Genomic DNA, 24,826 nt, shown 5'->3' with positions numbered 1-24,826 from the left:
CATGTGAAAGTAGGACACCGCCAGACTCCCCATAGAAGAACCCGGTTGATTAGTCAGCCGGGTTTCTTACTTTAAGTACTGAGAATAAAACAATACCGCAGCAGCCTAATGGCTGCTGTTGCTGTATCTAGGTTAGAGAGGGGAAGGACTGCTGACGCAGCGCTTCATAGAGGACGATGGCGGCTGCGTTGGACAGGTTCAGTGAGCGGATGTGCTCTGACTGCGGAATTCGCAGTCACTGCTCTGCGCGTGCCTGTGCGAATGCCTGTGGCAATCCGGTGGTTTCGCGACCGAAGAGAAAGTAGATTTGCTGATTGGGGTCGCTGTAGTCGAACTGAGTGTAATTGCGTGTGCCGTAGGTTTCTATCAGGTAGACCTGTGCATTAGTTTGGGTTTCGGTTATCCCGATGAACATTTTAAATTTCACTGCTATAAGTACTATAGCTTTGGATACAAGCTTTAGTGGCTGAAATATAATTTAGGAAAAATGAAAAACTTTTGGTTACAGTTTATATAGATGATCGCTCCATAAACGATTCGATAACTATTTAACGGTTCTGAAATAGATTCTGGTCTGATTTAAATATTATTTCACTTATATAATTATTGTGCTGCCCTGTAGCAGTAATATGCATATTGTTTATTCTGTATTTTCTTCTGACAGACTCTTCCTGTTATGTGATTAGTATGATAAGTTTTGATTGGGAGATTTATAGGCAGAAATATTAAGCCAATTGTTTGTCGGGTAGTAAAAGTCAGTACGATTATTTCTCATTGAATGGGTTTATTCAGTACACTTAATACCCAAATGGTAATAGGTAATACAATGATAGGTTTGATGATTGTTACCCACGAGACAGTAGGGCAGGCAAATATGCAATTAATCCGGCATATTTTTGGTTCTGTACCTGATAATGTTACTTTAATCGGGGTACGTAGTAGTGATTCAGTTGAAAGTATACATGCTGAGGTTGTAGAAAAACTGGCTTCTTTGGATTATGGTCACGGTGTATTGATTCTCACTGATATTTTCGGTGCCACACCCTGTAATCTGGTGCGCCGGTTAATTCAGAGTGACAATGTAATTCTGCTAACTGGTCTTAATGCTCCAATGCTGATTAAGGCACTTCAACATTTTACTAAAGCAGATGATGTACATAAATTTGCAGATGAAGTTAAAGCTGCTGCTATTGCCGGCATTATGACTATTTCTAATCAGGATGAGCTTTGAAATGGTAAAAAAGGAAATTGAGATTATTAACAAGCTTGGTTTGCATGCACGGGCATCGAATAAATTTACTCAGGTAGCCAGCCGGTTTCAGTGCGAAGTATGGGTAGCTCGGAAAGATCGCCGCGTTAACGGTAAAAGCATTATGGGACTAATGATGCTGGCTGCTGCTCAAGGTAGTGTAATTGAGCTGGAAACCGACGGTGTTGATGAAAGTCAGGCAATGCAAGCGCTGGTTGAGCTGATTAATAATTATTTTGGTGAAGACGAATAATGAGTATCGTCCTGCATGGTGTTGCAGTGGGGGCCGGTGTCGCTATCGGTCGTGCTCATCTGGTGGTGCGCGGTATGGACGATGTGCCACATCAGGAGTTGTCGATTGAAGAAGTGCCCGCAGAAGTTGCCCGTTATGAGCAGGCAATCAAAACAACTCGCCGTCAGTTAGAGCAGTTGCGTACAGATATTCCGCAGAATGCACCTTCAGAACTGGGAGCGTTTATTTCTCTGCACCTGATGCTGGTAGGTGATGTAAGTCTATCCAGAGAGCCTGTAGATATTATTGAAGCACAATGTGTTAATGCAGAATGGGCATTAAAACTGCAAACGGATAAACTTTCAGATCAGTTTGATGCAATTGAAGATAATTATTTACGCGCACGTAAGCAGGATATGCTGCAAGTAGTTGAGCGTATTTTTAAAAATCTGATTGGTTTATCGACAGAAGTCGTGACTGAAGCGGAGGATTTTGAAGAAGATACGATTCTTGTTGCCCATGATTTATCGCCAGCAGATACGGTTTTTTTTAAAGACAGCCGTATTGCTGCATTTGTTACTGATGCCGGCGGACCAACCAGCCATACCGCGATTCTGGGGCGTAGTCTAGATATTCCCTCTGTGATTGCACTGGGCTATGCACGGGAATTAATTAATGAAGATGAGCTGATTATTGTAGATGGCACAATGGGTGTAGTTATTATTGCACCTGATGATGTTATTTTAAAGGAATATCGCCGACGCTTGCGGGAATTTCGCAGCTTAAGACGGCAGTTAAATAAACTTAAGAATACGGCAGCAACAACATTAGATGGAATCAATATTGAGTTGTTGGGTAATATTGAAAGTGCTAATGACATAAAAGCACTGCATAGTCTGGGTATGGATGGTATCGGATTATATCGCAGTGAGTTTTTTTATCTGAACCGTGATGCTCTGCCTACAGAAGATGAACTGTATACCGAATACGCTGATGTGGTTAAAAAGCTGAAGGGTAAACCATTAACCATACGAACAATTGATTTAGGTGTAGATAAAAATCCGCGCTGGTTTGGTCCCAGTCATACGATGAATCCGGCTTTGGGATTGACCGGTATCCGTTTGTGTCTGGCTGAACCTGTGATGTTCCGTACTCAGATGCGGGCAATTATGCGGGCTGCGGTTTTGGGGCCCGTGCGCATGATGTGGCCAATGATTTCATCAGTAACAGAGATACAGCAGTGTTTGACTCATCTAAATACCGCTAAACAACAGTTACATGATCGCTTTGAAACCTTTGATGAAAATATTCAGGTTGGGGCGATGATAGAGATTCCGTCAGCTGCATTAACAGTTAATTCTATTTTGAAGATGATTGATTTCGTTTCAGTCGGTACTAATGATTTAATTCAGTATACGCTGGCGGCAGACCGTAATGATGAAAGTGTGAGTTATTTATATCAGCCGGGTCATCCTGCGGTACTGAAGTTATTGCTGCATATTATTCGTACCGCTGCACGTTTGAATAAACCAGTATCCGTGTGCGGAGAAATGGCTGGTGATGCTCAATATACACGGTTATTGATGGCGATGGGGCTGCGCCGGTTTTCGATGAATGCAAATAATATTCTGTCGGTGAAAAATCAGATTATTCAAAGTGATCTGCTGATGCTTGAAACCGAAGTACAGAAAATATTACGTAATGATGATCCGGATAAAGCATTAAAATTATTGAAAAAATTAAATTCTTCACATGAATTATCTGAAACTGCGGATTAAATAAATTGTTTTGTCTGACTTAGCACAGTTTAACTGCGTTTAATGATGAAGTTCCTATAATAAATTTGTCAGTATTGTTTTTGCCTGACAATCAGTATTGAGTAAGTAGTGTTTTCCCGCAAATTGTCCACCGATATTCCCTCCCTTGGTATCGGTGGTTTTTTTTATTTATTTTTATATATGCTATATAAATATTAAAAATGATTCATGCAATTAATATGATATTGTAGTATTGATGGACTAAACTCAATAACTGTATTGCCAGAATGATTAATTGCAAGTTTGTGTCTTGAGTAAACTGTTATAATAGTGGTCTATTTTTATACAATAAACTGATAATTCATGATGCAAGAACATTATTGTCCCGAAAAGATTGAGCCGGCTGCACAAGCGCGCTGGCAGGAATACCGTTTATTTAATGCTAAAGATTTTAGTCCGAAACCTAAATATTATTGTCTGTCGATGTTCCCTTACCCCTCAGGTAAGTTACATATGGGACATGTGCGAAACTACACTATTGGTGATGTACTGAGCCGTTATCGCTTGCTTAATGGGTTTAATGTGATGCAGCCGATGGGCTGGGATGCATTTGGTTTGCCTGCTGAAAATGCTGCGATGAAACATCAGGTAGCACCGGCACAATGGACTTATGACAACATAGCTTATATGAAAAAGCAGTTGCAGAGTCTGGGTTTTGCGATTGACTGGGAGCGGGAAATTGCAACCTGTACACCGGAATATTATCGCTGGGAACAGTGGCTGTTTGTGCGTTTATTTCAGAAGGGCATTATTTATAAGAAAAACGGAACAGTAAACTGGGATCCGGTGGATCAGACTGTACTGGCCAATGAGCAGGTTGTAGACGGTCGAGGCTGGCGTTCTGGTGCCATTGTAGAAAAACGTGAAATCCCGATGTATTACTTCAGGATTACGGATTATGCTGAAGAACTGCTCAATGGTCTGGATACACTGGAACATTGGCCTGAGCAGGTAAAAACCATGCAGCGCAACTGGATTGGCAAGTCACGCGGGATGCAGGTACGGTTTGCACTGGCTGAAGACAGTAAAGCAGGATTAACCGGTGAGTACGCAGATTTTGTACAGGTATATACCACACGTCCTGATACACTGATGGGAGCAACTTATGTTGCTGTTGCTGCAGAACATCCGCTAGCGACAGCTGCCGCTGCTGATAACCCTCAGTTACAGCAGTTTATTGCTGAGTGCAAGGCCGGTTCTGTGGCTGAAGCAGACATGGCCACGATGGAGAAGAAAGGTATGCCTACCGGACGCTTTGCCATCAATCCGCTTAATGGCGATGTGCTGCCGGTCTGGGTGGCTAATTATGTGCTGTGGGGATATGGTGATGGTGCGGTAATGGCTGTTCCGGCGCATGATGAACGTGATTTTGAATTTGCCACTAAATATCAGCTACCAGTAAAACAAGTAATTGCCTCTACGCAGAATACAGATGTTTTTAATACAAGCGCGTGGCAGGAATGGTATGGCAGTAAAGAGCAGACACAGTGTGTTAACAGCGGTGAACTGGATGGTCTGGATTTTTATGCGGCATTTGAGCGTGTTGGTGAGATTTTACAGGCTAAAAATGCCGGTGCACCGAAAACACAATATCGCCTGCGTGACTGGGGTATTTCCCGGCAGCGTTACTGGGGTTGCCCAATTCCGATTATCCATTGTGATGATTGTGGTGATGTCACTGTTCCAGAAGAACAGTTGCCAGTTGTTTTGCCGGAAAATGTGGTACCGGATGGTGCCGGTTCTCCGTTAGCCAGAATGCCGGAATTTTACGAAACTACCTGTCCATGCTGTGGTAAAACAGCTCGTCGGGAAACCGATACTATGGATACTTTTGTTGAATCGAGCTGGTATGCGGTACGGTATGCATCACCACATTGCAATACCGCAATGGTGGATAAAGAGGCTGCTAATTACTGGATGAATGCAGACCAGTATATCGGTGGTATTGAACACGCTATTTTACATCTGCTCTATGCCCGTTTCTTTACAAAGTTAATGCGCGATGAGGGGCTACTGAATGTAGATGAGCCATTTGCCCGCTTACTTACCCAGGGTATGGTGGTATGTGAAACGTATTATCGTGAAGGTGCTAATGGCAGCAAAGAATGGATTGCACCGCAAGATGTAGATTTGCAGCGGGATGATAAAGGCCGGCCTCTGGCTGCAACCCTGAAAGCAGATGGTAAACCGGTGTGTATCGGTGGCATTGAGAAAATGTCTAAATCCAAGAATAATGGTGTGGATCCGCAAGAGCTGATTGACCGCTATGGTGCGGATACTGCGCGATTGTTTATGATGTTTGCCGCACCGCCTGAGCAATCACTGGAGTGGTCAGATGCCGGGGTAGAGGGTGCGCATCGCTTCCTGCGCCGTTTGTGGCGTACTGTATATGATTATTTACAGCAGGGTGCAGGTGTAACCGCATTTACCGGTAGTCAGGATAATTTGTCTGCCGACCTGAAAGCGCTGCGGTTGAAACTGCATAGCACAGTCGCCAAAGTAACCGATGATTATGGTCGCCGGCAGCAATTTAATACCGCAATTGCTGCGGTTATGGAATTGCTGAATCAGTATGACCGGACTGATTGCACTACAGAAGCAGGGCGAGCCGTGGCACAGGAAGTGCTGGAGTGCGTATTGCGTCTGTTATGGCCGATTGTGCCTCATGTGTGTGAAACATTATGGAATGAGCTGTCTCCGCAGCAAACACTGTGGGATGCTGCATGGCCATGTGTTGATGAAGCCGCACTGGTACAGGATGAAATTACCCTGATGGTTCAGGTAAATGGTAAGCTGCGCGGACAAATTACAGTTTCTGCCGATAGTAGTAATGATGAAGTACAGGCAGCAGCATTGGCTGATCCGGCCATACAACGATTTGTGGATGGCAAAACACCAAAAAAAGTTATTGTTGTGCCAAAACGATTAGTCAATATTGTTATCTGATCGCATAATCCGATGAAAAAGACATGTTATTAACATGTCTTTTTTTTATTACATAAATCAATTACTGCGAAATACGCCTAGATTATTTGGCGCCTGTACCGCAAATAATTCAGGGTAGAGTATAGGCGATTAGATAGTCTCCCATCTTCGTACCGAATGAGCTATGACCACCGGCCATTTGTACTACATATTGTTTACCATTAACGGCATACGTCATTGGTGTAGCCTGTCCGCCGGCAGGCAAACGTGTCTGCCATAATAAATCTCCGTTACTGGTATCGTATGCACGCAGATAGTTGTCCTGAGTTGCACTGACAAACATAATATTACCCGCTGTGGATATTGAGCCACCCAGACCCGGAACGCCAATTTTTAATGGTGGTAATTCAAATAATTTCGGCAGACTGTCACGAATAGTGCCAATACGCTTTTTCCACACCACTTGGTTAGTCTGCAAATCAACACCAGCTACAAATCCCCATGCCGGTTGTTTACAAGGTAAACCTATTGGTGAAAGAAAAGGGCTAATTTCTACCCCATAAGGAGCGCCATACATCGGCTGGATACCATTCTCAGTACCTGCGCCCTGTTTTTGTTGAGCCCTGTCGGGATTAGCCGGAATCAGGCGGGAAACGAAGGGCAGTCCGATTGGGTTCATCAGAGAAATTTGCCGATCCTGATTGACAGATATACCACCCCATTCAAATACCCCCAGATTACCCGGAAATACCAGTGTGCCATTTTCAGAAGGTGGCGTATAAATGCCATTGTAATTTAAGCGCTTAAACTGGATGCGGCACAGAAGCTGGTCAAACATGGTTGCTCCCCACATATCTTTGTCAGTCAGTTTGTCTTTCGGCATCAGACTTAAAGCTGAGAAAGGCTGAGTAGCGGCATAATGTTCACCCTGTGTTGGTTTGCCCTGTTTGAGAGTCTGTGGTACCGGTTGTTCAGTAACTGGCACAATGGGTTGGCCGGTTTCACGGTTGAGGACAAAAATATTACCGGTTTTGGTCAGCACATAAATAGCAGCAATCCGTTTACCGGATGGTATCGTAATGTCCATCAGTGAAGGCTGAGCCGGTACGTCCATATCCCAAAGATCATGGTGAGTAGTCTGAAAATGCCATAGCAGTTTACCGGTTGAGGCATTCAGTGCCACAAGAGAATTGGCATAACGTTCTTTTAACTTATCACGGTGACCGCCCCAGATGTCCGGTGTGCTCACTCCGGTGGGTATATATACAATATTACGCTGCTGGTCGTAGGCCAGAGGTGCCCATGCATTGGGTGAATTATGCACGAAATTGGTCTTTTCACCCGGCATCGCATTCGGGTTTGCCGCACCAGTATCAAATACCCATTTTAATTGGCCGTTATTGACATCATAACCACGAATTACCCCGGAAGGTTCTTTAGTTGAGAGATTATCCGTTACTGAACCACCGATAATAATCGTACTAGGTGTTATAACAGGCGGTGAAGTCGGATTATATCCTCCCAAAAAAGCATAAGGCATTTTGGCTTGCAGATTAATTTCACCGTTATGACCGAAATCCGGACATTTCTGACCAGTCTGCGCATTGACGGCAATTAGACGTCCATCATTAACCGGCAATAAAACTTTTTGCGGACAAATAGCGGATGCGGCGGTCTCAGTATTGTGTGCTGTCGTAGCATCATAATAGCTGACACCACGACAAGTCAGATGCTGAAAAGTTCTGTTGCTGCGCAATTCAGGGTCAAAACGCCATAAACGTTTGCCGGTAGCGGCATCCAGAGCATCCAGAAACTGGTGTGGTGTACAGATAAAGAGTTTATTGCCGATTTTGATCGGTGTTAGTTCATTAGTGGTTTCTGCTGAATCATTAGCAGTTTTGAAATCACCGGTACGGTAAGTCCAGGCTACTTTAAGCTGTTTAACATTAGCGGTATTGATTTGAATTAATGGTGAATAACGTGTTCCGCCCTGAGTACGACCATACGCCGGCCAGTCTTCCGCTGCGACACCATTATCGTCTGCTGCTGGTGCTGGCTGGAGGCGAGTAATGGTGCCATTAATTTGCTGCGGATCATGGCTGATGCTGTAGAACATCACACCCAGTATAGTAATTAATGCTAATGTAATAATTATTTTACCATTTCCAGACGCTGATAAATGCCGTGTTGACCACGGAGTTAAAAGCCATAATCCAAACAGAAGCAGTAGGTCAAAACGCGGTGCTAATGCCCAGAAATCGGTGCCAGACTCCCATAAACCCCAGATTAGCGTAATAAACAGAATAATTGCATATAACCACAGGCAGCTACTGCGCTGATACTGGTACAGAACAGTAAACAGACTCAGTAACAGGGCAATAATGGCATAAAAGGGCGAACCACCCAGGCATATTAGCCATATCCCTCCAATTAGCAGGTAGATAACAGTTAGCCAAAGTACCAGCAAAGTGATTATTCTGGCGACGGAAAATGATGTAAATATTTTCATAATACTTCTGTTAATCTGTTTTTATAAAAAAATACTGCTAAAATTATTATAATAAACAATATATAAGATGAAAATATATATATATTAATGAATAGAAAATTTACTATAATATTCAGAATCTGGTTAAACAGGGCAAGTATTTCAAAGCGCAAGCACAGCTTACTTTTTCACATCAGGATGGCACTGCCATTTTTTACCTTATAATTATTATTGGAAATAAATATAAGAAAAATAATGATATTAAATTATTATAGATAATAGTTTGTGTACTAAATAGAAAATACTATAAACAGTCAAAAATTAATCGGCTTTTTGAAAAAGTATGCATATTAGTACCGGAATTAACGCCACAACGGTGTAGGTTAAACTAAATATTTAAAATTTTCTGGTCTGAATGATATCTCGTGATTAAATCCAGGCAATTTGCAGATTTATCTGTTCAAATAACAATCTTGAGTTAAAAAAATAAATTTACAGGGATAATAATTCTTAAATAAATTTAGCGTTTAATCTGCTGTGGATTTTAAATACTGTAAATAAAAATTTATCCTTAGGATAATAAATGTGCATGTAATGTATATTTATTAGTACTATTATAATAATTAATGAAAACTATTTGCATAAGATGATTTAATATATATTTGAAATAACTGAATAATTCTATATATATTTTTTTTAATAAATATTGCATAATATACAAATATTAAAAAATGATTATAAATGTTAAAATACATCAAATTTAATAGCATTTAATATACGCAAATATTGTTAACTTATTTAATAAACATCAATTTGAAAACATTGATTCAGGCATGAAAATGAATAACTTTAAGCAGAAAAAATTAAATTCAATTATACATACATTAGTATTTAAACTTTCACTAGGAACCCTGGCACTACTTCCGGTATCAGTAAATGCAGATACATTTATTGATGATAATAATATCGGGAACTACAAAACAACCGGAATTAACATTAAAGATAATGTAGATATAAATACAACAAACGAAACTGCTCCACATATTGATATTGATCAAAATAGTAGTAGCGGAATGGGGCTTGCCGCAGCTTCCGACAAAAATACAACTATTAGTGGTGGTTTATTTAAGGTTAAAGGTCGGAAATCTAATAACTACTATAATAGTTTTAATGGTATTTATTTATCAAGTAGATCTAACTTGGTTTCAAATAGTGGCCTTGACATAGATATTACAAGTGGTCGTGGTATGTATCTGTCCAGTGAAGGAAACGGTGAGTTTTACGGGAAAGTAACCATAAAAGGCCAAGAATATAGCCCAGACGGAGACTATAACATAGGTATATCTGCTTATAATTCTTCCAGAACTAAACGAACAACAGGTACGTTTAATGATGAGGTAAACATAAAGATTGAAGGGACGGCAAGTATAGGCATTGCTTCGCAGAAAGCACAGAGCCCAAATATCGCAGGTAATGAATTAACTTTTAATGATAAAGTAAACATTGATATAACAACTAAGCCAGGTACAATCAAATCCGGCAACAAGGAGTACACGTATTATGGTGCTGGTATTGCTATTGAACAAATATCGCCTTTAGTGGAAGATTCTGATGGTATAGATAGAGGTGATGTTATGAAATTTAATAAAGGACTTAACCTCACCATTAAGGGTGGTACCGCAATTTTAATGGATCAGCACAAGGGCAAATTAGAGATTAATGATGGTTCAAATGGTAACCGTATCGTTGTTCAGGATCCTGAAGGCTTTAAGGCTATAGAAGCAACTGCTGGTAAAGTGACCATTAATGGTAAATCAGAGATTATTGGAGATATTTTTTCAAGTGAAAATGATGAGCTTCGGGATAAAGGAGTAGTTAATTTAAATCTGACTGACGGATCAAGGTTATTAAGTTCTTTGAACAATGATAATGGTGCAGGTGAGATTAATCTTGGCCTTTCCGGTAGCAACAGCCAGTGGAAAATGACCGGCAATTCATTTGTTGACGCTTTGACACTGAGTGATGATGCCAAAGTCAGCTTTGGTTATGACTATAATAATACATCTAACACCGCGCAGAAGCTTGACGGTACAAATGCAATGACATTAACAACAGGTTCGCTGGCAGGTAATGGCGTGTTTGAAATGCGAACTGCAATTGGCACGAAGTTAAATAGTGATATGCTGAAAATTACCGGTGCAAAACAGGCAACAGGTAATCATCGAATTATCATCAATGATCAAGGTACAGGCGCAGCTGCAGTCACCGGAAATGAAAAAATTAAACTGGTTGAAACCAATGGTGGTGATGCTAAATTTAGTTTATCGTCCTCAGCAGTAGATATTGGTGGCTATGAATTTAATAATTTAGACGAATTTGGCAATTCTAATCCTGACGGTTCAGACTGGATATTGTCTGCATCTGGCCCTGCTGGCGGGGCATCAGATGACTCAGATAGCAATAATGACAACGGGTCAACAGGAGATTCAGGTTCAGGTACGAAACCAAAACCAAAACCAGATTCCAGACCGAATTTAACTAATACAGCGAAAAATGCGGCCAATATTCTTAATTCAAATTATTTAATGAGTTATGTTGAAACACAAACTTTATTGCAGCGTATGGGACAAATCCGTACCGATGATACAGCGAGCGGTAAAGTATGGGGGCGTATATATACAGGGAAACTGAACTCGTTTAATGATAATCGGTTGTCTGGTTTTGATATGGATTATTATGGATTACAGATGGGGCTGGACCGTAAACTGAATTACGATAAAGTGAACCTATATTATGGTTTAATGGGCGGACTAAGCCGGGGTGAAGTTGATCACAACGTTGGTGACGGCAGTACTAAAAGCTATTCACTAGGATTATATGGTACGTTACAAAGTCAGAATGGTTTTTATCTTGATGGTTTAGTCAAGTATATGCATATGACCAACAAGTTCAATAGTATGACCGCAGGAGGCTATCATGTTAAAGGAGATGGCAATACCAATGGTTTTTCCATAGGAGCAGAAGTAGGCAAACGTATTCATTTATCCGGTGCAGGAAATGCGGATGAGGGTTGGTATTTAGAACCACAGGCTCAGCTTACTTATTCACATCAGGATGGAGCCACCATAAATGCGACCAATGGATTAAGTACAAGACTGGCCAGTTATAATTCATTAATAGGGCGTGCCAGTCTTATTTTAGGTTATACTATTCAGAGTGGTAAAAACCCGGTGGATGTATATTTTAAAACGGGTTACCTGAGAGAGTTTGATGGAAAAACATCTTATACCTTTAATCGTGTTGCAAAAGAAAAGTATGATTTTGGTGGTAACTGGTGGGATAACGGTATAGGAATTAATGTGCGGCTGAATGGGAAGCATCATATTTATGGTGATATGGTTTATTCTGCAGGAAACAAATTTAATCAGAAGCAGATTAATGCGGGATATCGTTACAACTTTTAACCAGAATGTTATTACTGACTAAAGCTAAAATTTAGCGAAGACTGATGTTTAAAAGTAGGTTTAATCATGGTGGTGCCGGATAATTCTGGTACCACCATTTTGGTGTTTAGTTGATTATTGGTCAATGTATATAGGAAATATGGCTATTAATATTAATTTATTGAATGTAATTATGAACTAGTCAGAGACTATGCAGTTATGCATTTTAAATGGATGCGCTTAGTATTAATATCAATGGTTGAGTATAAACAATTTATTTATTTAAAATGCATAATTGCTTTTTCTTTGATTGATACTTATCAGCTATTGCCGGATACCTGTAGCTGTTTAAGTTACAGTCTGTCTGAATAGGTGAATAGTATTCAGAGTAAATCTTTTTCATGCTGCTCCATCCAGTTTGCGATGGAAACCAAAGCCGGTTTTAAAGTTTTTCCCAGTGCCGTTATCTGGTATTCAACTTTAGGCGGTACTTCGGGGTAGAGCTTTCTGGTAATTAATCCTTTTTGCTCAAACAGCTTTAGCTGTTTTGTTAATTCTTTCTGGGTAATTGGTGCGATGGCACGTTTTAATTCGCCAAAACGAATGGGTTGATCAGTAATAATCAGACGATACAGAATAGGAATAGCCCATTTTCCTGAAATTAAATTAACAAATTTAACCATAGGACAATGATAAATATCAGGGGTATTTTTTTCAGTGTACATAACTATTTTCCATTAGTATCTATTTGGTACCTACTTTCATAAGTAAACCAGTTAAATTATACTGAATTTTATTTTTGAAAGGGAATATATGAATAGGCTAACGGGTAAATATACACTGATTACAGGCGGAAGTAGTGGAATAGGGCTGACAACTGCCAGAGAATTTATTGCCGAAGGTGCGACAGTAGCCATAACCGGCAGAAATAAAGACAGATTACTGGCAGCGAAGCAGGAATTAGGTGCAGATGTAATAATATTGCAAAGTGATACTTCTGATGTTGAAGAACAAAAGCTTCTGGCTGCACAGTTAACCAAAATGTGGCCCAGATTAGATGCTGTATATATTAATGCGGCCGATGTCACTCATATGCCGGTAACTGATTGGAATGAAAATACTTTTGACAGGGTAATGAATACTAATTTCAAGGGGCCGTTTTTTCTGATACAGGCGCTGTTACCTTTGCTGGCTGATCCCTGTTCAGTTATTTTGTGCGGTACGGTAAGTACTAAAATCGGTTTACCGCAAAGCAGTATTTATGCGTCAAGTAAAGCTGCTCTCTGTTCATTAGCCAAAACACTGTCGGGAGAGCTGTTATCCAGAAATATTCGCTTCAACTGTTTAGTTCCCGGCCCGACAGACACGCCGGCGCATATGAATTTAAATACCACTGACGCGGATGCTGTCAAACATTTACAGCAGGAAATTAAGGCATTGGTACCGTTAGGACGTTTGGGCAAACCGATAGAGCTGGCTAAAGCCGCTGTTTTTCTGGCATCGGATGAATCCTCTTTTATGCTCGGTACGGAAATACTGGTAGATGGCGGGGTAGGTAATATCTAATTTTAGTTTTTTGATAAAAAATAATGATGTTATTTGCGTAAATTCAGTAGTAAATCTCTAAAGACGTTCGGATCTTTAATAAAGGTAATTTCTCCTGCCTGCGGAAAATGGTAATCAAGCAGGCGGGAAACCCAGAAGCGAATACATGCAGCTCGCTGTGCAACCGGAAAGTAATCCTGTTCAGCGGAAGTCAGCGGGCGTATGCTTTCATAGCCGTGTATAAATGCTTGTTGCAGATTTTGGTCGATATGATTGTCTGCACGACGTGCCCAGTCGTTAACGGCGATGGCAAGGTCATACATGAAATTACCGTTACATGCATAATAGAAATCAATAAATCCGGCTACCTGTTCACCATCCAGCAAAACATTATCGCGGAATAAATCGGCATGGATGATACCCGCAGGCAGATTTGTACATTCATGTGCATCAAAGAAAGCAATTTCTGCTTGTAATAACTGCTGATCTTCCGGATCCAGAAAGGGTAATAAGCGGGTACTGGCCTCATGCCACCAGCCAGTGTAACGCGGATTGTGCATTTTCTGCGTGAATTCGCTACTGGCCAGATGCATTTTAGCCAGCATCGCTCCAGTATTGAAACATTGCTGTCCGGATGGGCTGCTGGTATCGCTGCCGGTCAGGCAGGTTACCAGACAGGCTGGTTTGCCAGCCAGAGTGCTGTCCAGACGACCGTCAGTTCGGGCAATAGGAGCAGGACAGGCTACGCCGTGAGCACTCAGATGTCGGGTTAAATCTAAAAAGAAGGGCAGCTCATCCTGTGTCATGGCTTCAAAAACAGTCAGTACATAGCGCCCTTGTGTGGTGGTTACAAAATAATTGCTGTTAGTAACGCCCTGAGCGATACCTTGTAAACCAATAAACCGACCTAAGTGATAATCACGCAGAAAGCTGCGCATTTCATCGTCGCTAACGCTGGTGTAAACCGACATAAATATAACCAATAAACAGAATTAAACGAAAAGTTTAAACCTGAGACAGGATGTTTAAACAAATTACAAGCATGATGGCAATAAAGGGCTGATGTCAAGTATTTATTCGAATGATTGCTTATGAACGATAGTTCATAGAAAACTTGTTATCTGATGATGTTTAAATTCAATGATGGGTATGTCATATAAGGGGCTGAAACAGGAATTGGGTAATTTGTAAGCCAATATTCCGGACGATGCAACTATACTGGCAAGTATTTTATCTTTATTGCATATAATAAAATAGAATAAGGGAATGCATAAGGGCTATTTCACAACTTATTTACTTTTGCGTATTCTTAGCTGGCACTAGGTATCAAACGCGGGCAGAAAGCTTGCCGGCGCAGGAGTATAAAATGAATTTATCTTTGCTCGCGAACATTATGGTGTTCGCATTGTTATTATGGATACTGAGCCGTACGCATTCAACCCAATGGAGTTTATCCAGAAAAGTATTATTGGGTATGATTCTTGGTATTGGATTGGGTTTAGGGCTGCAACTGATTTACGGAGCATCCAGCCCGGTAATCCGTACCTCTGTACAATGGTTTGATGTAGTCGGCAACGGCTATGTACAGTTATTGCAGATGGTCGTTATGCCGTTGGTGTTTGCCTCAATTCTGAGTGCTGTGGCGCGATTACATAGTGCTGCTCAGCTAGGCAAAATCAGTCTGATGACTATCGGCGTGTTACTGTTTACTACGGCGATGGCTGCATTGATCGGTACTTTGCTGACCAGCCTGTTTGGTCTGACTGCCAACGGTCTGACTCAGGGAGAAGCTGAAACTGCGCGCTTTAATGCAATTCAGGCTAATTATGTTGGTAAGGTAGCAGATTTAAATGTACCGCAGCTATTACTGTCTTTTATTCCGAAAAATCCGTTTGCTGATTTAACCGGAGCCAATCCGACCTCTATTATCAGTGTGGTTATTTTTGCTGTATTTCTCGGTATGGCCGCATTGAAGTTATTAAAAGATGATGCTGCTAAGGGTGAGTGGGTGTTACGGGCAATTGATATCTTACAAAGCTGGGTAATGAAATTGGTACGGATAGTAATGCTGTTAACTCCTTATGGTGTCCTGGCACTGATGACTAAAGTAGTGGCTTCTTCAAATATGCAGGAGATTATTAAACTGGGAGGCTTTGTACTGGTTTCGTATCTGGCACTGGCTCTGATGTTCGGGGTACATGGTCTGTTACTGGGCATATTTGGGATCAATCCGGGTAAATATTTTCAGAAAATATGGCCGGTACTGACTTTTGCATTCACCAGTCGCTCCAGTGCTGCTTCTATTCCGCTTAATATCGAGGCTCAGACGCAGCGTCTTGGTGTACCGAAAACTATTGCCGGTTTTGCTGCTTCTTTTGGTGCAACTATCGGACAGAATGGTTGTGCCGGTTTGTATCCGGCGATGCTCGCCACCATGATTGCGCCAACTGTAGGTATCAATACTCTGGATCCATGGTGGATTGCAACATTGGTTGGGATGGTGACTATCAGTTCCGCGGGTGTGGCCGGTGTTGGCGGCGGAGCTACATTTGCGGCGCTGATTGTGCTGCCGGCAATGGGTTTGCCGATTACGCTGGTGGCTTTATTGATTTCTGTAGAACCATTGATTGATATGGGGCGTACAGCATTGAATGTCAGCGGTGCGATGACCGCAGGTACGTTAACCAGCCAGTGGCTGCATCAGACTAATAAAAAAATATTAAATAGTACGGAGCACGGCAGACTAGTACATTAATGCAGTAGGTTCTTAAAACTATTTGTCATAATTAGCAGCCGGTCTGTGTCAGCAGAGCGGCTGCTTTTTTTCGTTTAAATCTTTAAGATGGGCATGGGCGGATTAAGGTTTACAGACAGGTAATTAAACAGGACAGTTAATCATTTAACTGTCCTGTTCGGATAATACTATGATGATGTCGCAAGTAATCAGGCGGTAGAGGCTGCCTGTCAGGCTTTTGCTAAAGAGATTATCTGCTTTGTAAAACGATTTGTAGCATACGCCGGATAGGTTCTGCGGCACCCCATAAAAGCTGGTCACCTACGGTAAAGGCACTGATATATTCTCCGCCCATGCCCATTTTGCGGATGCGTCCTACTGGTACAGTTAATGTGCCAGTTACTGCTGCGGGTGTCAGCTCATGCATAGATGCGGTTTTTTCATTAGGTACAACTTTTACCCAGTCATTGGCAGCGGCAAGAATTTTCTCAATTTCTGCTACGGGTAAATTCTGTTTCAGTTTTAAGGTGAGTGCCTGACTGTGGCAGCGCATTGCGCCGACACGGACACACAAGCCGTCGATAACGATTGGCTGGGCACTGCGACCTAATATTTTATTGGTTTCTACAGCACCTTTCCATTCTTCTTTAGACTGACCGTTACCCAGATCAGCATCAATCCATGGAATCAGACTGCCGGCAAGAGGAACGCCGAACTGGGTCTGTGGGTATGCTTCGCTGCGTAAAAAATCGGCAACTTTTCGGTCTATGGCTAAAATAGCACTGGCCGGATCGGCCAGTTCTGCACTAACCTGATTTTCAATGGCACCCATTGCACTAATCAGTTCACGCATATTCTGGGCGCCGGCGCCGGATGCTGCCTGATAGGTCATGCTGGTAGCCCATTCCACTAAATCCTGTTCAAACAGGCCGCCCAGAGCCATTAGCATCAGTGACACTGTACAATTACCGCCGACAAAATCTTTGATGCCGTTTGACAGGGCGCTATCAATCACTGCGCGGTTCACCGGATCAAGTACGATGACTGCTTTATCGCTCATGCGCAGAGTGGATGCAGCATCAATCCAGTACCCCTGCCAGCCCTGATCACGCAGTGGCTGGTGGATTGCTTTGGTATAGTCGCCACCCTGACAGGTAACGATAATATCCATTTGAGCCAGAGCATCCAGATTACGGGCATCCAGCAGTGTTTTTGCTGTCTGACCAAAATCAGGTGCGGCTGCACCGGCTGCTGATGTTGTGAAAAAATACGCATCTGCAATAGTTTGAAAATCATTTTCTTCCTGCATGCGCTGCATTAATACTGAACCTACCATACCGCGCCAGCCAACAAAACCTACTTTCACCGGGTGCTCCTTAAAACAATTCAATTTAATCAAAATTTCTGTTGCCAGATACCAGAATACTATCCGGTCTTTTAACCATAATCCCGGCTGTTTGTAAACAGATAATTACTATTCTGGTAAATTTCAGGCTGTACAGCTTATCTTTTGCCGGATTTATAGTGTCAATTCAATACTGTTATCCCATTATATAGAATCGGCTGACATTCCGGTGTACACTTTCGCCTTTGTTTTTTAATTGGCATTTCTGATGAATTTACTGCGTACTCTGGCTAAAGTCAGCAGCATGACTATGCTGTCGCGTGTTCTTGGTTTCATCCGTGATACCATTATTGCCCGCAGTTTTGGTGCGGGGATGGCTACTGATGCTTTTTTTGTGGCATTTAAACTGCCTAATCTGTTACGGCGTATTTTTGCAGAAGGCGCATTTTCACAGGCTTTTGTACCGATACTGGCTGAGTACAGGGAAACACGATCACCCGAAGCTACCCGGGCTTTTGTGCAGCATGTGGCCGGGCTGCTTTCATTTGTTCTGATTATTGTAACGGCGATCGGAATTCTGGCCGCACCTGTCGTGATCTATATTTCTGCTCCCGGGTTTCAGCAGGATGCCGATAAATTTGCTCTGTCGGTACAACTACTGCGGATTACTTTTCCATATATTTTTCTGATATCGCTGTCTTCACTGGTTGGCAGTATTCTGAATACTTATCATCAGTTTATTGTTCCAGCCTTTACACCGACTTTTCTGAATATCTCCTTTATCGTATTTGCTCTGTGGCTGGCACCTTACTTTCATCCTCCGGTTCTGGCGCTGGCCTGGGCAGTATTTGTGGGCGGATTATTACAGTTGCTGTATCAGCTGCCTTATTTATTTAAACTGGGTTTTCTGACTATGCCCAGACTCAATTTTAAGGACAAAGCAGTTAACCGGGTACTCAGACAAATGGCACCGGCTATTCTGGGGGTATCGGTAGCGCAAATATCGCTGGTGATAAACACGATTTTTGCTTCTTATTTGCAATCCGGTTCAGTATCCTGGATGTATTATGCTGACCGTCTGATGGAATTACCGACTGGTGTGCTTGGTGTGGCACTGGGAACCATTCTTTTGCCCACTTTGTCTAAACACTCAGCTACTAATGATATAGCCAGCTTTTCTGCATTGCTGGACTGGGGATTACGCCTGTGCATGCTGTTAACTTTACCGGCAGCAGTGGGTATGGCTGTGCTGTCATTTCCTCTGGTGGCAACTTTATTTATGTACCGGCAGTTTAATGAGTATGATGCAATAATGACTCAGGGTGCGCTTATCGCTTATGCTGTTGGTTTGATTGGTCTGATTCTGATTAAAGTACTTGCACCGGGATTTTATGCGCGCCAGAACATTAAAACGCCGGTAAAAATTGCTATTTTTACTTTATGTATGACTCAGCTGATGAATTTGCTGTTTATCTGGAAGTTGCATCACGTTGGGCTGGCTCTGGCTATCAGCCTTGGCGCCTGTATTAATGCCGGATTACTGTTTACTCTGTTACGGCGACAGAAATTGTATACTCCCAGCCCCGGCTGGCTGCGTTTTCTATTGCGTCTGACGGTGGCTCTTGTTGTTATGGGTCTGGGGTTATGGTTATTACAGTATTGGCTGCCGTTTAACTGGCACAGTAGCGGGTTGGCAAAAGTAGGGCAATTAAGTATTTTGATTGTTACCGGTATTATTTTATATTTCGGATCACTATTTGCTCTGGGTTTCCGCGTACGCGATTTCCGGCGGGCTGAAGCAGAATAGTGGTATTTCAGCCTCATACTGAAAATGAAAAGAATTCATGCAAATTTATTTTTGTTCAAATTCTTTTAATTCTTCTGCAATAAAATATTTCACCAGTTCGCAAAACAGGGACTTGATTACGTCTCCGTTCAGTCCCTGCTCATCTGCCCATTGTTTGCGTTTTTCAAGCATGCTGTTAAAACGTTCATTCGCTTGTACGTCTTTAGCATTCATTTTAAATTTACTGGCCGCTTTGACATATTCAAAGCGGGCGGAAAGTAACTGGATCACCGCATAATCAATATGATCTATTTCTGTACGAATGTCATTTATGCCGTGGCAGTCCTCAGGTTTATATATTTGATTATATGTCATTGTATTTATTAATTTTTATTTCCATGATATCTGTATTGTAAAACTGATATAAGTAGCAGTACAGTTAAAAAATGATAATTTTACAAATTAATATTATTATTAGATATATGCTAAATTAAATTAATTAAATATATGAAATGTAATATTCTATTATGCTGATTATTTTAACCCAAAAGCATAAATTGCTTTAATGAGTATAACTAACCGGAATAAATGAAAAAATCCATGATTGACTTTTGCTGTTTTCTGGTTACAAAAAATATGAGAAACCAAACGTAATACTGAATAAATGCTAATGATAATAATTCTCAATATCCTATTGAAAACATTATTTTTTTATTTTCTTTTAATGTAATACGCGCTTTTAATAACGTTCGAAATTAGTTACAATACATCAATTTTACCAATATTTGCATAAGGTCAGCGCAGTTATGTTGGCGAATTATTTCCCCATATTAATATTTGTTCTGGTTGGCTTTGCCGCTGGTGTTCTGTTTATCTCTCTCGGTTTATTGCTAGGACCGAACCGGCCATACAAAATGAAACAGGAACCGTTTGAGTGCGGTTTCGAAGCTTTTGAAAATGCACGAATGAAATTCGACGTGCGTTACTATCTGGTAGCCATTTTATTCATCCTGTTTGACCTTGAAGTTGCCTTTATGGTGCCCTGGGCAGTTGTATTTAAAGAGCTGGGCGCATACGGATTCTGGTCAATGATGGTGTTTTTGCTGATTCTGGTTATCGGCTTTATTTATGAATGGAAAAAAGGCGCTCTGGAATGGGAATAGAAGGCGTTTTAAAAAAAGGATTTGTCACAACCACTGCCGATACCGTACTCAATTATGTGCGTACCGGTTCGTTGTGGCCGGCTACTTTTGGTCTGGCCTGTTGTGCCGTAGAGATGATGCAAGCTGGTGCTGCCCGTTATGACCTTGACCGCTTTGGTATTATTTTCCGCCCGTCACCGCGTCAGGCCGATCTGATGATTGTCGCCGGTACGCTGTGCAATAAAATGGCTCCTGCTTTGCGGCGTGTTTATGACCAGATGGCCGAACCGCGCTGGGTACTGTCTATGGGTTCCTGTGCCAATGGCGGCGGTTATTATCATTACTCTTATTCTGTGGTTCGGGGCTGTGACCGGATTGTACCGGTTGACGTATATGTACCGGGCTGTCCGCCAACTGCTGAAGCGCTGGTATACGGACTATTGCAGTTGCAGCTGAAAATTAAACGTACCGCCACTATCGCGCGTGTATGAAAGTGAGGGAAATATGGCAGATTTGGCAATACTGAAAGCCGTGTGCGAAGCCACTTTCGGCGATAAGGTACGTTACTGTCTTGACCGTGGTGAGCTGACACTGGATTGTGCAGCAGCTGATTATCATCAGCTTATGCAAACGCTGCGTGACCACAATGAATTGAAATTTGAAACACTCATTGATCTGTGCGGAGTCGATTACCAGAGCTATAAAAATGAGCCATGGGAAGGTAAGCGTTTTGCTGTAGTCAGTCATCTGCTGTCAGTAGCCAATAACTGGCGTGTGCGTGTGCGTGTCTGGGCTGAGGCTGAAGATTTTCCTACAGTAGATTCTGTTGTTGATATCTATAACGGAGCCAACTGGTATGAGCGTGAAGCATTCGATATGTTTGGCATCCTGTTTAACAACCATCCTGATTTGCGCCGTATTCTGACTGATTACGGCTTTGTCGGTCATCCGTTTCGCAAAGATTTCCCTGTTTCCGGCTATGTTGAAATGCGTTATGACGAGGCCGAAGGCCGCGTAATTTATCAGCCGGTAACGATTGAACCGCGTGAAATTACACCGCGCGTGGTGAGAGAGGAGCAGTACGGTGTCTAAGTTACGCAATTACACCATTAACTTCGGGCCGCAGCATCCGGCAGCACACGGCGTATTGCGCCTGATTCTGGAAATGGACGGTGAAAATATCGTTCGTGCCGATCCGCATATCGGTCTGTTGCACCGCGGCACAGAAAAACTGGCTGAATCACGCACCTATTTGCAGGCACTGCCATATATGGATCGGCTGGATTACGTATCCATGATGTGTAATGAGCAGGCATACTGCCTGTCAGTGGAGCGCCTGCTGAATATCGAAGTGCCTGTTCGCGCTCAGTATATCCGTGTGATGTTTGCTGAAATTACCCGTATTCTTAATCATCTGATGGGTGTCGGTTCTCATGCGCTGGATATTGGTGCCATGACGGTATTTCTCTATGCTTTCCGCGAGCGGGAAGATTTGATGGATATCTATGAGGCGGTATCAGGTGCGCGCATGCATGCAGCTTATTTCCGCCCGGGTGGTGTATACCGGGATTTACCGGATTTCATGCCTAAATACGAATCCAGTAAATACCGTAATGCCAAAGTTTTGCAAAAACTGAATGCCAGTCGTGAAGGTACCTTGCTGGACTTCATTGAAGACTTTACCAACCGCTTTCCCGCCTGTGTGGATGAATATGAAAATCTGCTCACGGATAACCGTATCTGGAAGCAGCGTACAGTCGGTATCGGTGTAGTATCCCCGGAGCGTGCTCTGCAAAAAGGATTTACCGGTGTGATGCTGCGCGGTTCCGGTATTGAGTGGGATGTGCGTAAGAAACAGCCTTATGATGCTTATGCTCAGGTAGATTTTGATATTCCGGTAGGGATTAATGGTGACTGCTATGACCGTTATCTGTGCCGTATTCATGAAATGCGTCAGGCCAACCGTATTATCCGTCAGTGTGTTGACTGGCTTAAAGCCAATCCCGGTCCGGTAATTATTGATGACCATACTGTGGCCCCGCCGCACCGTACCGCCATGAAAGACGGTATGGAAGAATTAATCCATCACTTTAAGCTGTTTACCGAAGGTATGCATGTACCTGAGGGTGAAGTTTATGTGCCCACCGAGCATCCTAAAGGCGAGTTCGGGGTATATCTGATTTCTGATGGTGCCAATAAACCTTACCGGATGAAGATTCGTGCTCCGGGGTTTGCTCATTTGCAAGGGATGGACGAAATGGCACGCGGTCACATGCTGGCTGATGTGGTGGCTATTATTGGTACACAGGATATCGTATTCGGGGAGGTGGATAGATAATGTTGTCCCCTAACAGCTTAAAACAGATTGATATAGAACTGGCAAAATATCCGGCTGATCAGCGCCGTAGTGCCATTATGTCTGCCTTGCGTATTGCGCAGACCGAGCTGGGCTGGCTTCAGCCGGAAACTATTGAAGAAGTGGCTGATTACATTGGTATTCCGCCGGCGCAGGCGTTAGAAGTTGCTACTTTTTATAATATGTATAACCTGAAACCGGTAGGTAAATATAAACTTACTGTGTGTACAAATCTGCCCTGTGCCCTGCGTGGCGGAGTAAATGCAGGTGAGTATCTGCAAAAACGTCTGGGTATCCGCTATGGTGAAACCACAGCCGATGGTAAATATACTCTGGTTGAAGGCGAATGTATGGGTGCCTGTGGCGATGCGCCGGTAATATTAGTCAATAATCATAAAATGTGTAGCTTTATGAGCGAAGAAGCCATTGAAGCAAAACTGGCGGAGTTGAACTAATGGCAATGTACCAGAATGGCGTGATTTTTGATCAGGTTGATACTTCAGACCCTAATTGCTGGACACTGGAAGCTTATATTGCTCGCGGCGGATATCAGGCATTGAAAAAAATTATCAGCGAAAATGTATCGCAGGATGATGTAATTGCCGAGCTTAAAACTTCCGGTCTGCGCGGTCGTGGCGGTGCCGGTTTTCCTACCGGGCTGAAATGGAGCTTTATGCCACGTTCTTTTCCGGGTACCAAATATATCGTGTGCAATACGGATGAGGGTGAACCGGGTACATTCAAAGACCGCGATATCATCGACTACAATCCGCATGCCCTGATTGAAGGCATGATTATCGGCGGCTACGCTATGGGCGCTGCTGTAGGCTATAACTATATACACGGCGAAATCTTCGAGAGCTATCTGCGTTTTGAAACGGCTTTACAGCAGGCGCGCGAAGCAGGATTACTCGGACAAAATATTCTGGGCAGTAATTTCAGCTTTGAGTTGCATGCTCATCATGGTTATGGTGCCTATATCTGTGGTGAAGAAACCGCTCTGTTAGAGTCTCTGGAAGGTAAAAAAGGACAACCGCGTTTCAAACCGCCGTTTCCGGCTTCATATGGTTTATATGGTAAGCCAACAACAGTTAACAATACTGAAACTTTTTCTTCTGTACCGTTCATTATCCGCGACGGCGGTCAGCTGTTTGCTGATAAAGGTATTCCTAATAATGGTGGTACCAAGCTCTTTTCAGTATCCGGTCACGTAGAACGCCCGGGTAACTATGAAATTCCGCTGGGGACGCCGTTTAAGGATTTGCTGGAAATGTGTGGTGGTATGCGAAATGGCAAAAAACTTAAGGCGGTTATTCCCGGAGGTTCTTCTGCACCGGTATTACCGGCAGACATCATGATGGAACTAACCATGGATTATGATGCCATAGCCAAGGCAGGTTCTATGCTGGGTTCCGGTGCGGTCATTGTCATGGATGAAGATGTATGCATGGTCAGAGCACTGGAACGACTGAGCTATTTCTATTTTGAAGAATCATGCGGGCAATGTACGCCGTGCCGTGAAGGAACCGGCTGGCTGTATCGCATTATTCACCGTATTACCTCCGGCAAAGGCCGGCCGGAGGATCTGGATTTGCTGGAATCACTGGGTAGCAATATTTCGGGACGTACCATCTGTGCACTGGCAGATGCGGCTGTTATGCCGATACAGGGCTTTATGAAACATTTCCGCCCCGAATTTGAGCACTACATCGAACACGGCAAACCCATGAAAGAACATCGCTGGTGCTAAGGCACTATCTGCTT

General features: G+C 42.6%; 20 protein-coding genes. 14 read left to right on the top strand and 6 right to left on the bottom strand.

Annotation, left to right across the window (positions count from 1 at the left end; genetic code table 11):
* Positions 1 to 235 precede the first annotated feature (235 nt).
* Positions 236 to 415 (bottom strand): hypothetical protein, encoded by a 180-nt coding sequence (locus H3U82_RS10690; protein WP_198210493.1) that lies wholly within the window; start codon positions 413 to 415, stop codon positions 236 to 238.
* Between the two features lie 411 nt (positions 416 to 826).
* On the opposite strand from H3U82_RS10690, the gene H3U82_RS10685 reads away from it, so the two are divergent.
* The 4 genes from H3U82_RS10685 to leuS all read left to right on the top strand — a co-directional run bounded on the left by H3U82_RS10685 (position 827) and on the right by leuS (position 6,244).
* A complete protein-coding gene (locus H3U82_RS10685; protein WP_078474517.1) occupies positions 827 to 1,231 on the top strand; it encodes a PTS sugar transporter subunit IIA in 405 nt (134 codons plus the stop codon).
* A gap of 1 nt (position 1,232) precedes the next feature.
* Positions 1,233 to 1,502 carry an HPr family phosphocarrier protein gene (locus H3U82_RS10680; protein ID WP_198210491.1) on the top strand — a complete coding sequence of 90 codons (270 nt, stop codon included), beginning with the start codon at positions 1,233 to 1,235 and terminating at the stop codon, positions 1,500 to 1,502.
* Positions 1,502 to 3,259 carry a phosphoenolpyruvate--protein phosphotransferase gene (gene ptsP, locus H3U82_RS10675; protein ID WP_198210490.1) on the top strand — a complete coding sequence of 586 codons (1,758 nt, stop codon included), beginning with the start codon at positions 1,502 to 1,504 and terminating at the stop codon, positions 3,257 to 3,259. The genes H3U82_RS10680 and ptsP overlap by 1 nt, the downstream gene beginning before the upstream one ends.
* 345 nt (positions 3,260 to 3,604) lie before the next feature.
* Positions 3,605 to 6,244 carry a leucine--tRNA ligase gene (leuS, locus tag H3U82_RS10670; RefSeq protein WP_198210497.1) on the top strand — a complete coding sequence of 880 codons (2,640 nt, stop codon included), beginning with the start codon at positions 3,605 to 3,607 and terminating at the stop codon, positions 6,242 to 6,244.
* A 109-nt stretch (positions 6,245 to 6,353) separates the two neighbouring features.
* Here leuS and H3U82_RS10665 read toward each other — a convergent pair whose 3' ends face one another.
* Entirely contained in the window at positions 6,354 to 8,732 is a 2,379-nt protein-coding gene (locus tag H3U82_RS10665; protein ID WP_198210489.1) for a glucose/quinate/shikimate family membrane-bound PQQ-dependent dehydrogenase, read from the bottom strand.
* Positions 8,733 to 9,550: 818 nt separating this feature from the next.
* On the opposite strand from H3U82_RS10665, the gene H3U82_RS10660 reads away from it, so the two are divergent.
* Positions 9,551 to 12,175, top strand: coding sequence for an autotransporter outer membrane beta-barrel domain-containing protein (locus H3U82_RS10660; RefSeq protein WP_198210474.1), 2,625 nt, complete (start codon positions 9,551 to 9,553; stop codon positions 12,173 to 12,175).
* A gap of 362 nt (positions 12,176 to 12,537) precedes the next feature.
* Here H3U82_RS10660 and H3U82_RS10655 read toward each other — a convergent pair whose 3' ends face one another.
* Complete coding sequence (locus H3U82_RS10655) at positions 12,538 to 12,879, bottom strand: helix-turn-helix domain-containing protein (RefSeq protein WP_078474508.1); 342 nt, start codon at positions 12,877 to 12,879, stop codon at positions 12,538 to 12,540.
* A gap of 88 nt (positions 12,880 to 12,967) precedes the next feature.
* Between H3U82_RS10655 and H3U82_RS10650 the strand changes: the two genes are divergently transcribed.
* Positions 12,968 to 13,720: an SDR family oxidoreductase gene (locus H3U82_RS10650; RefSeq protein ID WP_198210473.1), complete on the top strand. Its 753-nt coding sequence runs from the start codon at positions 12,968 to 12,970 to the stop codon at positions 13,718 to 13,720.
* Positions 13,721 to 13,749: 29 nt separating this feature from the next.
* Here H3U82_RS10650 and thrB read toward each other — a convergent pair whose 3' ends face one another.
* Complete coding sequence (gene thrB, locus H3U82_RS10645; RefSeq protein WP_198210472.1) at positions 13,750 to 14,670, bottom strand: homoserine kinase; 921 nt, start codon at positions 14,668 to 14,670, stop codon at positions 13,750 to 13,752.
* A 395-nt stretch (positions 14,671 to 15,065) separates the two neighbouring features.
* On the opposite strand from thrB, the gene H3U82_RS10640 reads away from it, so the two are divergent.
* Positions 15,066 to 16,454: an L-cystine transporter gene (locus H3U82_RS10640; RefSeq protein ID WP_084585807.1), complete on the top strand. Its 1,389-nt coding sequence runs from the start codon at positions 15,066 to 15,068 to the stop codon at positions 16,452 to 16,454.
* 229 nt (positions 16,455 to 16,683) lie between these two features.
* Here the strand turns inward: H3U82_RS10640 and asd are convergent, their stop codons facing one another.
* On the bottom strand, positions 16,684 to 17,799 hold the full coding sequence (asd, locus tag H3U82_RS10635; protein ID WP_198210471.1) for an aspartate-semialdehyde dehydrogenase: 1,116 nt from the start codon (positions 17,797 to 17,799) through the stop codon (positions 16,684 to 16,686).
* 247 nt (positions 17,800 to 18,046) lie between these two features.
* Between asd and murJ the strand changes: the two genes are divergently transcribed.
* Entirely contained in the window at positions 18,047 to 19,585 is a 1,539-nt protein-coding gene (murJ, locus tag H3U82_RS10630) for a murein biosynthesis integral membrane protein MurJ (protein ID WP_198210470.1), read from the top strand.
* Between the two features lie 45 nt (positions 19,586 to 19,630).
* On the opposite strand, the gene H3U82_RS10625 is transcribed toward murJ, so the two are convergent.
* Positions 19,631 to 19,939, bottom strand: a complete 309-nt coding sequence (locus tag H3U82_RS10625) for a chorismate mutase (RefSeq protein ID WP_037473754.1) — start codon at positions 19,937 to 19,939, stop codon at positions 19,631 to 19,633.
* A gap of 431 nt (positions 19,940 to 20,370) precedes the next feature.
* On the opposite strand from H3U82_RS10625, the gene H3U82_RS10620 reads away from it, so the two are divergent.
* From H3U82_RS10620 to nuoF, 6 genes are read left to right on the top strand one after another with little or no spacing between them, the layout of a single operon-like run.
* On the top strand, positions 20,371 to 20,727 hold the full coding sequence (locus H3U82_RS10620; RefSeq protein WP_025329722.1) for an NADH-quinone oxidoreductase subunit A: 357 nt from the start codon (positions 20,371 to 20,373) through the stop codon (positions 20,725 to 20,727).
* Positions 20,718 to 21,197: an NADH-quinone oxidoreductase subunit B family protein gene (locus H3U82_RS10615; protein ID WP_025329723.1), complete on the top strand. Its 480-nt coding sequence runs from the start codon at positions 20,718 to 20,720 to the stop codon at positions 21,195 to 21,197. Before H3U82_RS10620 ends, H3U82_RS10615 begins: the two co-directional genes overlap by 10 nt.
* Before the next feature lie 13 nt (positions 21,198 to 21,210).
* Positions 21,211 to 21,798 carry an NADH-quinone oxidoreductase subunit C gene (locus tag H3U82_RS10610; protein ID WP_084552676.1) on the top strand — a complete coding sequence of 196 codons (588 nt, stop codon included), beginning with the start codon at positions 21,211 to 21,213 and terminating at the stop codon, positions 21,796 to 21,798.
* Positions 21,791 to 23,044, top strand: a complete 1,254-nt coding sequence (locus H3U82_RS10605) for an NADH-quinone oxidoreductase subunit D (protein ID WP_025329725.1) — start codon at positions 21,791 to 21,793, stop codon at positions 23,042 to 23,044. Before H3U82_RS10610 ends, H3U82_RS10605 begins: the two co-directional genes overlap by 8 nt.
* Entirely contained in the window at positions 23,044 to 23,517 is a 474-nt protein-coding gene (gene nuoE, locus H3U82_RS10600) for an NADH-quinone oxidoreductase subunit NuoE (protein ID WP_025329726.1), read from the top strand. Before H3U82_RS10605 ends, nuoE begins: the two co-directional genes overlap by 1 nt.
* A complete protein-coding gene (nuoF, locus tag H3U82_RS10595; protein ID WP_025329727.1) occupies positions 23,517 to 24,812 on the top strand; it encodes an NADH-quinone oxidoreductase subunit NuoF in 1,296 nt (431 codons plus the stop codon). The genes nuoE and nuoF overlap by 1 nt, the downstream gene beginning before the upstream one ends.
* Positions 24,813 to 24,826: the final 14 nt, after the last annotated feature.

The sequence above is a fragment of the Snodgrassella sp. W8132 genome (genome assembly GCF_016100865.1).
Taxonomy (GTDB): domain Bacteria; phylum Pseudomonadota; class Gammaproteobacteria; order Burkholderiales; family Neisseriaceae; genus Snodgrassella; species Snodgrassella alvi.
Note: the sequence above shows the minus strand (reverse complement) of the source record. Positions and strands in the feature narration are given on the sequence as shown.